Raw genomic sequence first — 15,297 nt, forward strand, 5'->3', positions numbered from 1 at the left:
GGGCTTATCCTGCACCGTCAGCCGCACCTCGTCGCAATTGGAAAACACCGTCACATCCTTCGGAGAAAACGGCGTCATCGAATGGGCCACATAAACCATCGGCCCTTGCTCGACAGGCCTCTGCGACATGAACGCATAATAGGAAAGCTTCGGCTGGCGGAACGCATCCAGAATACCGCCGTAAAACGTATCGGGATGATAGCCGCGCTGATGATCGAACGGATGCCAGAGAGTCCCCCCGAAATGGTAATCCGGAGCGCGGTACAGAGTATCCCAGCAGGTATAGGCATAATCGGGATTCAGGTAATGCTTCGCCTGCACCAGCATCGGCACCTCGCCCCACGCGCGGGACACGCGCGATGATGAATTGTGGGACGACCACGAATCCACATTATCGCCGAACTCGCGCGTAAAATACGCACGATCGGGAGACTGCGTCTTCGACGAAATGGCGAACTTCTCTTCGGAAATCTCGGGATGCGAATACAGCACCTCGTAATGCTCATGGCCCTGGGAAATCGAATCGCACCCCGTATAGCAACCGGGCACGGGATACTCCTCATGTGTCGCATCGTGTGCGCGCTTCGCAAAATCGGCCGGGAAATTCGTCTCATTGAGAATCGGCTCCCACATCAACACGCTCGGATGATTGCGGTCGCGGCGCACCATATTGCGGATATTCTCATACACGCGGCCTTCGAACGGCCCCTTGCCCCAGAACTGCCAGCCCGGAGTCGCCACGATCACGAACAGCCCGAGCCGGTCACAGGCATCCATGAATGCCGGATCCATCGGATAATGGGCGCAACGGATCACCCTCATACCCGCCTTGCGCAACTTCAACGCATCCATCCACTGCAAATTGTTCGGCACGGCATTGCCCAGCACCGCGAAATCCTGATGCCTGTTGCCGCCGATCAACTTCTCGGGGAACTTCTCGCCGTTCACAAACAAACCTTCCTTGGAAATCTCCACTGTGCGGATACCCACATCAAGCTGCATTGCATCCACCTCCTCCGCCTTGCCTCCAGCCTTGCGGAACACGCCGACATCCAGCTTCGTCAGGCTCGGCCGGTCGGGAGACCACAGCGACTCCTTCGTCACAGGCACATCCAGCATCACCTCAAGCTGCTTAGCCTCACCCGGCTTCAGCACCAGCGGCAGCACCTTCGACACACCCTTCGCATCAGGCATGGAAACCTTCACCTCCCCGGCAAACTCCTTGTCGGACTCATTGCGCACATGCACCTTCACCCCGCATTCCGCCACACCCTTCGCCAGATCGATCTTCTGAGTCCAGAAAAACAACCCTCCTCCGGCCACGACATTCTCCTCATTCGCATCCGTAATATGCACCTTGTCCGAACCGATCAAATACACATCGCGGTAAATCCCGCCGAAATAGCAGAAATCAAGCACATCCTGCGGCTTGCCGGGCGCATACGTCGGATCGTCCGAATTATCGGCACGCACGGCGATCACATTCGGCTTGCCGCACTCCAGAAAATCCGTCACATTCAGCACGATCGGCTGATAGCCGCCGAAATGGTCCGCCACCTTCCTCCCGTTCACCCACACGGAACTCTTCCCCATCACGCCCTCGAAATACAGCGTCATACGCTTCCCCTGAAGACCCGCAGGCACATCCACATGCTTTCGGTACCAGGCCGGGCCGCGGTAATTCTTGCCGCCGCTCGCCTCCTCGGGCAGCAGCTCCAGCCCGTGGGGCACATTCACCACCTCCCAGCCGGAATCGTCGAACGACTTCCCGTCCGCGCCCTGCACATCCCCCTGATGGTAACGCCAGCCGACATTCATCGAAAAACCGTCGCGCACCCCGCCGGGCAGAGCCCCGGCCATCGTGGAAACCGTCTGCACGGCCGGAAGCTCCGTACCGGAAGAATCTCCGGCAGGCATACCGGATGCAGCAGCCGCACAAACTGTGGCACAGGCGGATAAAATATGGATAAGCTTCATACAAGGAATATATACCGGATCGTGTGGAAAAATCTTTCAACCTTCGGAACAAACCACCCCCGAAGACCCACAGCATACCATTCCCGTTGTGCAAATCAAGCACATTCCTCCCGCCTCCGCCACCGAACCGGACACCACGCGCGCACCTGCGCGACACGCGCAACAAACCCTCATAAATCAACACCTCAAGACCTACTTTTGAATTGACACTCCATGCGAAATTGCCTAGTATTCGCGCGAGGAGCGTGTAGAGACCGAATTTGTTCTTCCGGATAGCCTACGGTCCACCCATCGCATCCCGTGAAAAGGAACGACGGACCGCCAACATCCGGCTCTCCCCGCCAACCTCGCCCACTCTTAACCTTTTTCACAAACGAACACATGTTCTCCCTCTTGAAAAAATTTTCCGGGCTCTTCTCGTATGACATCGGGATAGACCTCGGGACAGCCAATACCCTGGTGTACATCAAAGACCAGGGTATCGTCCTCCGCGAGCCCTCCGTCGTCGCCATGAAAGGCGACAAAGTCAAGGCCGTGGGCGACGAAGCCAAGCGCATGCTCGGCCGCACCCCCGGCGACGTCGTCGCCATCCGCCCGATCAAGGACGGCGTCATCGCCGACTTCAACGTCACCGAAGAAATGCTGCGCCACTTCATCACGAAAGTATCGTCCATGAAGCGCCTCCGCAGGCCGCGCATCCTCATCGCCATCCCCTCCGGCATCACCGAAGTCGAACGAAGGGCCGTCGAAGACTCCGCCTACCAGGCGGGCGCGCGCACCGTACGCCTCATCAAGGAACCCATGGCCGCCGCAATCGGCGTAGGCCTCCCCGTGGACGACGCCGCGGGCAACATGATCGTCGACATCGGCGGCGGCACAACCGAAGTCGCCATCATCTCGCTGGGAGGCATCGTCTACAGCCGCTCCGAACGCTGCGCAGGCGACGCCCTCGACGAATCCATCATCCACCACATGCAGACCGTGCACAACCTCCTCATCGGCGAACGCACCGCCGAAGAAATCAAGGTACGCATCGGCTCCGCCCATCCCCTTCCCAAGGAATTGCAGATGGAAGTCAAGGGACGCGACCGCGGGTCCGGCCTTCCCAAGACAGTCACCATCCGCTCCGAGGAAATCCGCGAAGCACTCAGCGAAAAACTCAACACCATCGTCAACGCCGTACGCCACACCCTCGACCGCTGCCCGCCCGAACTGGCGGCCGACCTCGTCGACCGTGGCATCGTCGTCGCCGGTGGCGGAGCGCTGCTCCGCGGCATCGACCAATTGATCCATGCGGAAACCCACCTTCCCATCCACATCGCCGAGGACCCCCTCAGCGCCGTGGCCGAAGGCACGGGCAAATCTCTGCAGGAACGCGAAACCGTCTTCCAGGAAGAAGACTGAACCGGATCACCCCCACCCGATCAGGGCCCTCCGACTCCACCCACTGCGGAAAGCCGCCCGGCCCCGGGAACCACGCCGGAACCCAGCTCGCAACCTGCGCCCTGCACCCCCGGCGTCTGGCACACCACCATTCACACCATTGTTTTGTAAAATGTTCAACAAACTGAAGCGCGCCTTCGGATTCGGCACATGCGATCCGAAGGAAGGCACCACCATCGTCATCAACTCCGAAAAGCTTGAGCGCCGCGTCGCCCTGCTCGAAAACGGAATCCTCGAAGAATACAACATCGAACGCGAAGGCCACGACAACATCGTCGGCGGCATCTTCAAAGGCCGCGTCAAAAACATCGAACCCGGCCTCAAAGCCATGTTCGTAGACATCGGCTACGAAAAAAACGCCTTCCTCCACTTCTGGGATGCCCTGCCCGCCGCCCTCGACTCCAGCCTCGAAGAAATCGAACGCGAAGGCCGCCCGAAAAAACAGCAGCGCAAAATCACCTCCAAAGACATCCCCGAAATCTACCCCATCGGCTCGGAAATCATGGTTCAGGTCACCAAAGGCCCCATCAGCTCCAAAGGCCCCCGAGTCACCACCAACATCTCCCTCGCCGGACGCTACATCGTCCTCATGCCCTACACCGACCAGTTCGGCATCTCGCGTAAAATCGACGACCCCAAGGAACGCCAGCGCCTCCGCCAGATCGTCCAGAAACTCAACGTCCCCGAAGGCATGGGCATCATCATGCGCACCGTCGCCCAGGGCCAGCGCTTCCGCCACTTCGTCCGCGACCTCGCCATGCTCCTCGAACAATGGCGCGCCGTCGAAGAAAAACGCGACTCCCGCCCCGCCCCCGTCAGCGTCTACCGCGAACCCGACCTCATCGAACGCACCGCCCGCGACTTCCTCACCGACAACGTCGACAACATCATCTGCGACAACCTCGAAACCACCCAGATGATGCAGGACATCGCCGGGAAAATCTCCCGCCGCTCCAAAAGGCACATCCAGCACTTCCAGACGCGCAACCCCATCTTCGAAGAACTCGGCATCCAGAAGCAGATCAACGAAGCCTTCCAGCGGCAGGTCCTCCTCCCCTGCGGCGGCTACCTCGTCATCGACGAAACCGAAGCCCTCATCGCCATCGACGTCAACACCGGCCGCAACAAAGGCTCCAAAGACCTCGACAAAACCATCCTCGAAACCAACCTCGAATCCGCCCGCGAAATCGCCCGCCAGCTCCGCCTGCGCAACATCGGCGGCCTCGTCGTCGTCGACTTCATCGACATGCGCCACCGCAAAGACCAGCTCTCCGTCTATAAAATGATGAAAGACTGCCTCAAACGCGACAAAGCCAAAACGCAGGTCCTCCAAATCTCCCCCATCGGCCTCATGGAAATGACCCGCCAGCGCCTCAACGAAAGCCTGCGCGACTACGTCAACGACCACTGCCCCTACTGCCACGGCCGCGGGCGCATCAAATCAGTCGTCACCATGAGCGTCGAAATCCAGCGGCAAATCCATGCCACGCTCAAAAAATACAGCGACACCGTCGGCGACCTCGTCGTCGTCGTCAACAGCGAAGTCCTCTCCCGCTTCAAAAACGAAGACGCGGCTCTCCTCATGGAACTCGAACGCCAGTGCAACGGGCGACTCCTCTTCCGCAGCGACCCCTCCATCCACCGGGAAGCCTTCGCCATCCTCGACGCGAGGAACGACAGCAAACCGCTCTACCAGGTCAACATGTAACCCATGCCACTGGAAGACGACCAACAAGACATCATCAAGAAAGCCCTCGCCAACCGGGGGCTTTCCCTTGCCGACCTCCCGGAAAACCCGCAGGCGCTCGACGCCTACCTCCGGCAGCAGCTCGGCATCTCTCCGGAAGCCTGGCGCCGCATCCCGGCCTACGAACCCGCCGCTGCCCTCCCGCCCGGCCTCGACCGCCACGAAGCGCCCTACCCCTACGGCACCGTCAACATCTGGACGATCGACACCCCGCAGGGCCTCATCGTCGTAGACACCGGATGCACCCCGGCCGACCTCCGCGCCGCCATCGGCAACCGCACCGTCCTCGCCATCCTCATCACCCATGAACACGGCGACCACATCGGCGGCCTTGCCTCCGGCTGGCAGCAATCCCCCGTCTACGGCATCGGCAGCGCAGAACCTCCCGCCTCGCTCGGCGGCTGGGACCTCCGCACCGTCAGCCTCGCGGGCCACACCCCTCGCGCGCGCGGATACATACTCCAGCAGGGGAACGACACCCTCCTCTTCACCGGAGACGCCCTCTTCGCCGGATCCATCGGCAAAACACCCGGCGGCGAAACTCCCGCCGCCCTCGACCGCATCCGCACAGCACTTGCAGCCCTCCCGGAAAACGCCGTCATCTGCCCCGGCCACGGCCCTGCCACCACAACCGGGCAAGAACTGAAAAACAACCCCTTCCTCGCCTGAGCTCCAAAGGCAACCGCCTCCGGCCACGGCAACGGGCATGACTAACCATGCCGCACCATGCAGTTGACGCGCACCAACCGACAAACTATCATCAGGCCATGACCAAAAACAAGCATAAACACCCTGAAGAAGACCTTCCTCAGAACCCGGAAGAAACCGCAGCAGCGGACACACCGGAACCCGAAACCGCCGTCGACCCGGCAGCCGCCGCAGCCGAAGAACTCCAGAAATGGCGCGACACCGCCCTGCGTACCGCAGCCGAATACGACAACTACCGCAAACGCACCGTCAAGGACCGCGAAGAATTCGCCCGCTACGCCAACCAGGGCCTCCTCGAAGAACTCCTCCCCATCCTCGACAACTTCGCCATGGGCATGCAAATGGCCAGCGACGACACCAAATCCATGATCTACATCGGCATGAACATGGTACAGAAACAACTCGCCGACTTCCTCCAGAACCAGGGAGTCGAACTCATCCCCGTCGAAATCGGACAGCCCTTCGACCACAACCTGCAGGAAGCCATCCAGAGCGAAGAATCCGACCAGCCCGAAGGCACCATCCTCCGCATCATCCGCCCCGGCTACACACTCAAAGGCCGCCTGCTCCGCCCGGCCAACGTCGTCGTGGCGCAACGCGCCGCCGACCCGGCGCCTGAAGCCTGATCCACCCACCGGAGCGCACCACCTTTAAACCCACACTCATGGCAGATTACTACGAAGTACTCGGAGTAGCCCGCGACGCGACGGACTCCGACATCAAAAAAGCATATCGCAAACTGGCGATGAAATACCATCCGGACCGCAACCCGGATGACAAAACCGCCGAAGAAAAATTCAAGGAACTCGGAGAAGCCTACGAAGTCCTCTCCGATGCCGACAAACGCGCCGCCTACGACCGCTACGGCCACGACGCCTTCAAAAACGGAGGCATGGGAGGCGCAGGCGGCCCGGCAGGAGGAGGAGGATTCCATGACCCCATGGACATCTTCGCCCAAATGTTCGGCGGCATGGGAGGCTTCTCGGAAGCCTTCGGCCGCGGTGGCTCCGGCCAGCGGCGCTCCGCCAAACGACCGGGAGCCGACCTTCGCTACGACCTCGACATCACCCTCGAAGAAGCCGCCAAAGGCTGCGAAAAAACCCTCGAAATCGAACGCCTCGTCGCCTGCGACGCCTGCTCCGGCACAGGATCGCGCGCCGGCAAAAGCGGCTTCAAAACCTGCCCCACATGCCACGGCCAGGGCGTCATCACCCAGCAGAACGGCTTCTTCGTCCAGCAAAGCACCTGCCCCACATGCCGAGGCACCGGAGAAATCGTCTCCGACCCCTGCCCGAAATGCCGGGGGGAAGGCCGCGTACGAAAAGACACCCAGATCACCATGCGCATCCCTGCAGGCGTGGACACCGGCACCAAACTCCGCTCCTCGGGCAACGGCGACGCCGGCACCCACGGCGGAGCCACCGGCGACCTCTACGTCTTCATCGAAGTCAAAAAACACGACATCTTCCAGCGCGAAGGCCAGGACCTCCATGCCACCATGCCCATCCCGCTGAACCTCGCCATCGCCGGGGGCAAACTCAAAGTCCCCACCCTCGAAGGCCCGGCCAGCATCAAAATCCCCGAAGGCACCCAGTCCGGCACCATCTTCCGCGTCCGGGGCAAAGGCATCAAATCCCTCAAGGGCGGAGCCACGGGCGACCTCCTCATCGAAATCCACGTCGAAACGCCCTCCGGCCTCAGCCGCGACCAGCAGGCCAAACTCGACGAATTCGCCGCTGCGCTCACCCCGGCCAAAAACCAGCCCCAGTATGAGGAATACCTCAGAAAAGCCGCCCGCTTCCTGAAAGACAAAGACTAACCCCCGCATGCCCCGCTTCTACCTGCCGCCTGATGCATGGCAAGCCCCCGCCTGGGAACTCGCGGGGGACGAAGCGAAGCATGCCCTCAAAGTCATGCGCCTCCGCGAAGGCGACACCTGCACCGTCTTCGACGGCAGGGGCCGCGCCGCGGAAGCGCGCATCACCGCCACCAGAGGCAGCTCCGGCCTCCTCCTCGAACCCGTGGCCGACCTCCCCCAGCCCCCGCCCGTCGCAGAAATCACCCTCTGCCAGTCCATCCCCAAAGGCGGCAACATGGAACTCATCATCCAGAAAGCCGTCGAACTCGGAGTCTCCCGCATCATCCCCCTCATCACCGAACGCACCATCGTCCGGCTGAAACCCGGCGAAGCAGAAGCCAAAACCGAAAAATGGCGGCGCACCGTCCTCGAAGCCTGCAAACAATGCGGTCAGAACACCCTGCCGCAAGTCGAACTCCCGATGGACTACCGCGACTTCCTCACACACGCCGGCCTTCCCCCCCTCAAAATCCATGCCGCCCTCACGGACACCGCCCAGCCCCTGCGCACCGTCCTTGAACAGGCCCGCACAGCCCACATCCGGCAAGCCGCCATCCTCGTCGGCCCCGAAGGAGACTTCACCCCTGCGGAAAACGAAGCCGCAGCCGCCCACGGATTCCTCCCCGTCACCCTCGGCCCCATCATCCTGCGCGTCGAAACCGCCACCTTCTTCGCCATCTCCGCCATCCGCTACGCGCTGGACTGATCTGATCGGCGCAGGGTCACACCTCGCATGCGTCAAAACTCCACACGTACAGCTTTCCAACACGAAAATTTGCCATTGTCTTCAATGAGGCGCCATTCCATACTCTGCCCTGTCTTTCGCTCGACTGACTCTTTCACACCCTGCAGAATTTTTGTTGCCTTCACTTGTCCATGGCTGCCCACAAGAAAAACGACTCGATCCGCCAACAATGCCACATAAGGATCTCTCATACCGTGGGCTACTAAAAACGATTTATATGCCGGAGTATAATAAATCCATGCACCACCCACCGGAATCACATTCGTTGTCCTGAATAAATCGCAAGAATAATCCAGCGGAGATTCCGGAAAAAGCATCTCAAGTGGAGCAGCACACACGAAAATCGTATGAGGATGCGCTTGCACATACTCTCGACACGACACTTGGTCTACAGAAGGAGAGGATTCAGAATCCAACAAGTGCACCAAACCGTGACGATCATGGCGAAATACAAATAAAGTTCCTGCCCCCATCACGGCAACCAGTAGGTAAAGCTTCCATTTTTCAATCGCATACGCCGCTTTTCTTGGCAAATACGCCCCCATTCCAATCAAGGCCATCATCACAACCGGAAAATAGACACGATCCAACAATCTGTGTTGTGTTAACAGCAAAAACACAATACATGCAACAAACATCCCATATAAAACAGGAACATGCCATGTTCTCTTAGAGACGAATGCATAGAGGAAACCAGCAAGACACAAGCACACCCATAATGACAAGGCAACAGGTGATTGTCTTATTTTAGACAATTCATTCCATTCTGGCGACAAAATCCCGCGCTTTGCCAACCAATCCAAACCGAATAGACCACGCATCCCAACCTGATGGATCGACACGGCTTGATCCATTTGCCCTGATTCCTCCATTTCTGGCACATAAATAAATGCTTTGAACATATCTATTTGCTCGCGTGTAATCTTGCAGTCACGAGCATAGCGATCATACTTGTCAATTCCGGAATTATCTGCAATATCCTGAATTGAAATGCGTTTTTTCAAAAAACTCAAAGTTTGAACAATCTCTTTATTTTGAACATTCCCTACATAATTGACACCCCATACGCATCCGGCTATTCCCAACAACCCCAATCCGCATATTCCTATCTGTCTCCACATCTTCTTACCTTTATTGCAAACAATCAGAGCACTCAATACTCCGAAGTAAACCAATCCCACATATAAGGAATCGATCCTGATGCATAAAGCAATAAAACACAATATAGCCCCTGCTCCATACCTTTTCCATGCTTTCATCTCTCGGGACGGAAGCAATATAAAGCCCATACCTGCCAGAAGCAACGAGATGGAAACCAAGGTATACATAGGCATACCCAAAAGTATTCGAATACAAAAAAATACCAGCAGAATCAAAATAGTACGCGACCACAAATAAAAAGGCTCCTGCTCCCTTGATCTGGAAAACGCTCTGCTAAAAAACAGAAAACATGATATCCACAGAGAAACGAACAGGAGAATCATATTCGCCAGCATCATCCATGCTGAATGCACAGGTAATATCTGTGCTACCATACTCCACCAATATCCCCACAGATACCCGGAATGCAGCAAATATGGAGAATAACCGCACCCTCCGTTCGTCAGTAGAAACTGCAATTGTATATCGTCATTGTGTAAAATAACAGCACCCTTGCACCAAACGAGCAATCCAGATACTGCACACAACAGGAAGGAACACAGCCACGGATGTCGGGCAATATAGGAATAAAATACCTGTACCCCGTGTTTTGCAGCAGAAAAGACATTCCTGTTCATCCTGCACAAAGTATAAACATCCGACTTCACTGTCAAGAGAATCTCTACCTTTTCATGAAAATATCGTCACCCAAGCGATCGATCATTATTATCGCTGAGTTTCATCGCAAACACAAAAAGCGGGCAATAGTATTACTACTGCCCGCTGAAGGTTTATATTTTTTGATCTCTTAGGCGCAGCGGCGGCGGCGCACAACGAAAGCAAACATGCCGGCCATCCCCAAAACTGCAGTCGAAGGCTCGGGCACAAGACCGGGATTCGCCACGATATAGTGGGCAACGATACCCTTGTTGCCGCCCTCGTCAAACGTATAATACACCTCGCCAAAATGGCGGGCCAGCTCATCCTGATCCGTACTGCCTGCCCATGAAGCGGCTGCCCAGTCGCCCGCGCCGGTCTGCGCATTCAGATTCGTCAGAGCCGCGCCGTTCTCATCCGTAAAGGAATAGATCTGCGCCTCGCGATTCCATAAATCTCCACTCACCAGCGTACGGCTTTGGATCGCATACCCGGTCGCCAGCGTCGTATCGCGAAGCTTCAGACTGCCTGTAATCGTCACCTTGGACGCATTCGTCAAACCCCGATCGTTACCCTGCCCTACCAGCGATCCGGTCAACCCCAAATCCACCACGCCCCCGCCGAAAGCAAGCCCTGTCGCATTATTCGCGCCATTCCAGTAAATGGCCGACAGCGCGCTTTGCGTCGTCAACCTGTTCCGGAACTTGAAACCGTCGCCGGAACCGGTCCATGTATAATTTTTGCCGATCGTCACATTGTACCATTGGCTGGCCCACTGCTGCCCCGTCGTTACATTATCTCCGATCACCGCATCGGCATTACCCAGAAAGATGGAATTCTGACCGATCGTAATCGTCGTATTGTCTCCAATGATAAACCGATTGCCGGACGCATTGAGATCGTTGATGGAACCGGATGCGCCCGCACCGTCCCAATGCGCCTGATCGGTAAACGAAGCGCTCGCGCTATTGCCCGATTTCCATGTATAATCGGCAGCAAATACGGACGGCGACAAACCGCAAATAATGGCAGTAAACAGAATTTTATTCATAGAAAGAATGATGGAACGATTATTATTTAACACAATAGCAGCAGGGCGACAAGACTTTTGTATATAACAAAATTTCGAACACGTCCCGAACCGCCCGGCTACAACCTGCTGACCGTTCACATCCTCCCGATCCGGCGGAAATGCCGGCGCGATTTTGCCATCGCCGCATATGAGCGGCAGCGATTCCTGACCCACGGCACAAGAATGCACGCCACGGTCAGCAGCACATACAGCACCCAGGCAAACCCCAAAATATCCATCCGACGGTTATACCTCCCCTTCGACCCCTTGTCAACTGCCGCGCGATTTCACCGGGCCTCGGGAATATCGCTCCAGCGCGTCGTATAATGGCGGCTCACATACTGCCTGCGCCACGGCTGGGAGACCCCTTGATTCGCAAAATGCACCCGGTGCCCGGCCTGATGCAGGGCATCAAGCGTCTGCATCAGCCGATCCGGCACGGAAACCTTCCCCGCAGAGCCGAACGTAAGCTGCACGCAGTCAGGAGACTGGAACTCACCCAGCACCACGCCGATCTTCTTATAGGAATACCCCGGCTTCCACACGGCATCCAGCAGAGCAACCGCCGCCGCCGTCAATACCCGCGTATCGTCTCCCGGCACATCGAGGCGCACCGTCGCACCGTTGGAATACATCGCCTGCGGATCATCCGCAAAATAGCTCGTCCGCAAGAACACCCCCACACTGCCGCACAGCAGCTTCTCCTTCCGCAGGCCGCGAGCCTCCGACTCCACAAAACGGCACAGCACCTCCCGCAAAGCTTCCTTCTGCCGAATACCATCCTTCAACGAACGGCTGTGAATAATCTGCTTGCGCACATCCCCTTCATCGTCGCCGGAAAAACACGAAACACCGTTCAACTCCAGGTGCAGCCTCTCGCCATGCACCCCGAAGCAGGCACGCAGCCAGGCCATATCCGCCCTCGCCAAATCTCCCGCCGAGCGCAGCCCCAGCGCCCGCATCTTCGGGGCCAGCCTGCGGCCCACGCCCCACAGCTCCCCGGCAGGCACGCCATCCAGAAACGCGAGCCGGCCCTCCTCCGCAGCGAGGGAAAATACCCCCTGCAAGGATGCATCATGCTTCGCCGTCTCATTTGCCAGCTTGGCCAGCGTCTTCGTCGGGGCAATGCCCACACTCACCGTAATCCCGGTCCACCGGGCAATCTTGCGCCGCATGCGCCGTGCAAAATCCAGCCACACCTCCTCCGACCCCTCGCCCACATTCGCAAACGCCTCATCGATACTGTACTGCTCCATCTCCGGGCATTCCTCCTCCAGCAGCGACATCACGCGGCGAGAAATATCCGAATACAGCGCGAAATTTCCGGAGCAGACAACCACCCCGTTCGCATCCAGCACCGGCTTCGCCTTGAAATACGGCTCCCCCATCCCGATACCCAGCGCCTTCGCCTGCGCACTCCGCGCCACGATACAGCCATCGTTATTCGACAACACAACAAGAGGCTTCCCGCGCCAGTCCGGCCGGAAAATCTGCTCGCAGCTCGCAAAGAAATTATTGCAATCGAAAAGAAGGAACATCAGGCGGGGCAGCGGAAAAAGTGAACGACGGAAGTGACGACGCCGAACAGCGAACACTCCACGCCGGGCCGCACCTCGATGGCGGGATAGGCGGGATTCTCCGGCACCAGCCGCACACCGCCTCCGGACTTATCCAGCCGCTTCACCGTAAACTCCCCCTCGAACGCCGCAATCACCACATCGCCATCGCGGGCATCGAGCGCACGATCCACCACCAGCACATCGCCGTCGTGAATACCCGCACCCAACATCGAATCACCCCGTGCGCGCACAAAATACGTCGCCGCCGGATGCCGCACGCACAGCTCATTCAAATCCAGCGTCCGGTCGATGGCATCCTGTGCCGGAGAAGGAAACCCTGCCGCCACGCCTTCCTCGAACAGGGGAATCTGCCCATCATCGCTCATGCCCACAGCATGCCCCTTTTTCCCGGCCCAGTCAAGATTGAGAGAAGATCAGGACAAACAAGGCGTTAACAAAAGCCAACCCCTTTTACTTCAACAGGCGCCCGTCGCGCTTGATCGCATCCCATCCGCCCTCCAGCACGAACACCGGAGCCTCCAGCCCGTACTGGGCCAGATCATCGGCTATCTCCTGCGAAGACGTGCAATCCTGCGCACAGAACACGATAATGCACTCCCCCTGAAACCCGGCCTGATGCAGGCGCGGCATCGCCGCCGCCTTCAACTCCTCGAACTCCGCATCCTTGCGGATGGGGAACGAACGGCCCAGCGCATGCAGCATATACCCGAGATCCCGCTCATGCTCCGCGCTGCGCTTGCTCCGGGCATCCACCCACACGATGCGCTCGCCCCAGTCCTTCAACGCCGTCTCCAGGCAAATATGCCCCTTCGGCAGGCGCGCCTGATCGCAGGGCGGCACCCTGCCCGGCGCAAACCATGCGTACTCCATATAGCAGAGCACGACCGCCACACCCAGAATGATGAGGCCGACACGGACAATCTGGCTGAAGGCATCCCTGACCATGACTTTACTTGCGGGGAGGATTGACACTCAGGAAAAACGACCGCTTCGCATAGCGAGGGTCCTTCGAATCAGTCTTGATCCACAGCGTATTGAATGCCCCCTTCGCGGTACTCTTCGGAGTCACGACCACCCGGTACTTGCGGCCGGGTGCCACCGTCACGGGCTCGTAATCGAAATCGCTCCCCACAAGGCTCACATCCGTCAGCTTCAACGCCACCTTCGGATCAATATCGATCGTGAATTCCTGCACCTTCGGCTTCTGCCCGACCGTCCATTGCAAAGCCTTGGGCTGCACCTTCATCAGCTCGGGAATATCCACGCGCAGCGCGAGCTTCTGCGTCTTGCCGTCCGAAGTCCTCACCTCCACGAACTTCTCGATCTTCCCAGTAAAGGCTCCGAGGCGCATCGTCAGCTCGATCTCGCCCTTCTCACCGGGGGCATACTCCTTCTTGCCGCCCTTCAGCGAGGCATCCGTGCAATCGCACAGCGGCTTCACACGCGTCACCTTCACGGAGGAGTTCCCCGCATTGGAAAAAGAAACGGACGTGCGGATCTCATCCTGCAAAGGCTCCGGGCGCAAATCCAGCGCCTCCTTTTCCAGACGTATTTCCGCATGCAGCGGCAGAACCGCCATACAGGCCATTACGGAAATCAGGGAATGCGGAATCGTCATGGCAGGATGGAATGAAAGTTGAAGGCAGGTTACGGTTCTTCGGGCAGGCGCACGGCCTCCTCCTTCTCCCGCTTCTTGCGGGCATCAAGAATCAGGCTGCCGATCAGGAACAACCCGGCAGCCGTGCAAATACACGCATCCGCCACATTGAAGGCCGGCCAATGGTAGCCGCTCGGCCACGACTCGCCCTTGATCCACGGGAAGGAAACATCGAGAAAATCCACAACGTACCCATTCATGAGATTCTGCAGAAAGGACAAATGTTCACTTCCCGCCAGAAAGAACCCCTGCGTCAGGCGATCCGTCAAATTCCCGAGAATACCCGCCGTGATAAAGGCCCATGCCAGCCGCAGCAGCTTCGTCTCGAAAAATCCCCGGCGGAACAGCCAGAACAGCCCGATCAACGCCACGACCGGAATCATCAGAAACACATAGCTCGACCATGCCGTACCGTTCCCCATACCGAACGCCACCCCCGTATTGTGTACGCGGATAATGTTGAAGGTAAACAGCCCGAAGAAATCCTGCACCACGGGAACCTGTTCGATCACCAGCCCCACGGGAGTGGACAACGGCTCCTTGAAGTCGAACACGATCCACCACTTCGTCGCCTGATCAAGCAGGTACAACACGGCCACGAGAATGACCAGCCCCTTCGTCAGGGACTGGCGGCCGCCTTTCTTCTGGAGATCTTGCATCTCCGGGGATTGCTGGTCGCTCATGCAGTACTTCCGTAAGAGAGTTACACAGGC

14 protein-coding genes are annotated in these 15,297 nt (G+C 58.1%); 6 read left to right on the plus strand and 8 right to left on the minus strand.

What is annotated here, in order from left to right:
* Nucleotides 1-1,977 (minus strand): glycoside hydrolase family 2 protein (locus AC781_RS09620; protein WP_141675864.1); only part of this gene is annotated, 1,977 nt, incomplete at its 3' end.
* 381 nt (nt 1,978-2,358) lie between these two features.
* Here AC781_RS09620 and AC781_RS09625 point away from each other — a divergent pair.
* The 6 genes from AC781_RS09625 to AC781_RS09650 all read left to right on the plus strand — a co-directional run bounded on the left by AC781_RS09625 (nt 2,359) and on the right by AC781_RS09650 (nt 8,439).
* A complete protein-coding gene (locus AC781_RS09625; protein ID WP_067774467.1) occupies nt 2,359-3,381 on the plus strand; it encodes a rod shape-determining protein in 1,023 nt (340 codons plus the stop codon).
* A 151-nt stretch (nt 3,382-3,532) separates the two neighbouring features.
* Nucleotides 3,533-5,128, plus strand: coding sequence for an Rne/Rng family ribonuclease (locus AC781_RS09630; RefSeq protein WP_067774470.1), 1,596 nt, complete (start codon nt 3,533-3,535; stop codon nt 5,126-5,128).
* A gap of 3 nt (nt 5,129-5,131) precedes the next feature.
* Nucleotides 5,132-5,836, plus strand: a complete 705-nt coding sequence (locus tag AC781_RS09635; RefSeq protein ID WP_067774481.1) for an MBL fold metallo-hydrolase — start codon at nt 5,132-5,134, stop codon at nt 5,834-5,836.
* A 98-nt stretch (nt 5,837-5,934) separates the two neighbouring features.
* Entirely contained in the window at nt 5,935-6,501 is a 567-nt protein-coding gene (locus tag AC781_RS09640; RefSeq protein ID WP_067774490.1) for a nucleotide exchange factor GrpE, read from the plus strand.
* A 38-nt stretch (nt 6,502-6,539) separates the two neighbouring features.
* The gene (gene dnaJ, locus AC781_RS09645) at nt 6,540-7,694 is read left to right on the plus strand and encodes a molecular chaperone DnaJ (protein WP_067774493.1); all 1,155 of its coding nucleotides are present in this window, start codon (nt 6,540-6,542) and stop codon (nt 7,692-7,694) included.
* A 7-nt stretch (nt 7,695-7,701) separates the two neighbouring features.
* A complete protein-coding gene (locus tag AC781_RS09650) occupies nt 7,702-8,439 on the plus strand; it encodes a 16S rRNA (uracil(1498)-N(3))-methyltransferase (protein WP_067774496.1) in 738 nt (245 codons plus the stop codon).
* Nucleotides 8,440-8,471: 32 nt separating this feature from the next.
* Here AC781_RS09650 and AC781_RS09655 read toward each other — a convergent pair whose 3' ends face one another.
* The 7 genes from AC781_RS09655 to AC781_RS09685 form a co-directional block, all read right to left on the minus strand.
* Nucleotides 8,472-10,256: a hypothetical protein gene (locus tag AC781_RS09655; RefSeq protein ID WP_141675865.1), complete on the minus strand. Its 1,785-nt coding sequence runs from the start codon at nt 10,254-10,256 to the stop codon at nt 8,472-8,474.
* Between the two features lie 170 nt (nt 10,257-10,426).
* On the minus strand, nt 10,427-11,326 hold the full coding sequence (locus AC781_RS09660) for a PEP-CTERM sorting domain-containing protein (RefSeq protein ID WP_067777235.1): 900 nt from the start codon (nt 11,324-11,326) through the stop codon (nt 10,427-10,429).
* 308 nt (nt 11,327-11,634) lie between these two features.
* Nucleotides 11,635-12,885 (minus strand): Y-family DNA polymerase, encoded by a 1,251-nt coding sequence (locus AC781_RS09665; RefSeq protein WP_067777238.1) that lies wholly within the window; start codon nt 12,883-12,885, stop codon nt 11,635-11,637.
* Nucleotides 12,885-13,292 (minus strand): LexA family protein, encoded by a 408-nt coding sequence (locus AC781_RS09670; RefSeq protein WP_067777241.1) that lies wholly within the window; start codon nt 13,290-13,292, stop codon nt 12,885-12,887. Before AC781_RS09670 ends, AC781_RS09665 begins: the two co-directional genes overlap by 1 nt.
* 85 nt (nt 13,293-13,377) lie before the next feature.
* On the minus strand, nt 13,378-13,899 hold the full coding sequence (locus tag AC781_RS09675) for a rhodanese-like domain-containing protein (protein WP_141675866.1): 522 nt from the start codon (nt 13,897-13,899) through the stop codon (nt 13,378-13,380).
* Nucleotides 13,877-14,545, minus strand: coding sequence for a DUF1573 domain-containing protein (locus AC781_RS09680; protein WP_067777245.1), 669 nt, complete (start codon nt 14,543-14,545; stop codon nt 13,877-13,879). The genes AC781_RS09675 and AC781_RS09680 overlap by 23 nt, the downstream gene beginning before the upstream one ends.
* A gap of 29 nt (nt 14,546-14,574) precedes the next feature.
* Nucleotides 14,575-15,267: a signal peptidase II gene (locus AC781_RS09685; RefSeq protein WP_067777248.1), complete on the minus strand. Its 693-nt coding sequence runs from the start codon at nt 15,265-15,267 to the stop codon at nt 14,575-14,577.
* Between the last annotated feature and the right edge of the window lie 30 nt (nt 15,268-15,297).

The organism is Neoakkermansia glycaniphila, assembly GCF_001683795.1.
Taxonomy (GTDB): Bacteria; Verrucomicrobiota; Verrucomicrobiia; order Verrucomicrobiales; family Akkermansiaceae; genus Akkermansia; species Akkermansia glycaniphila.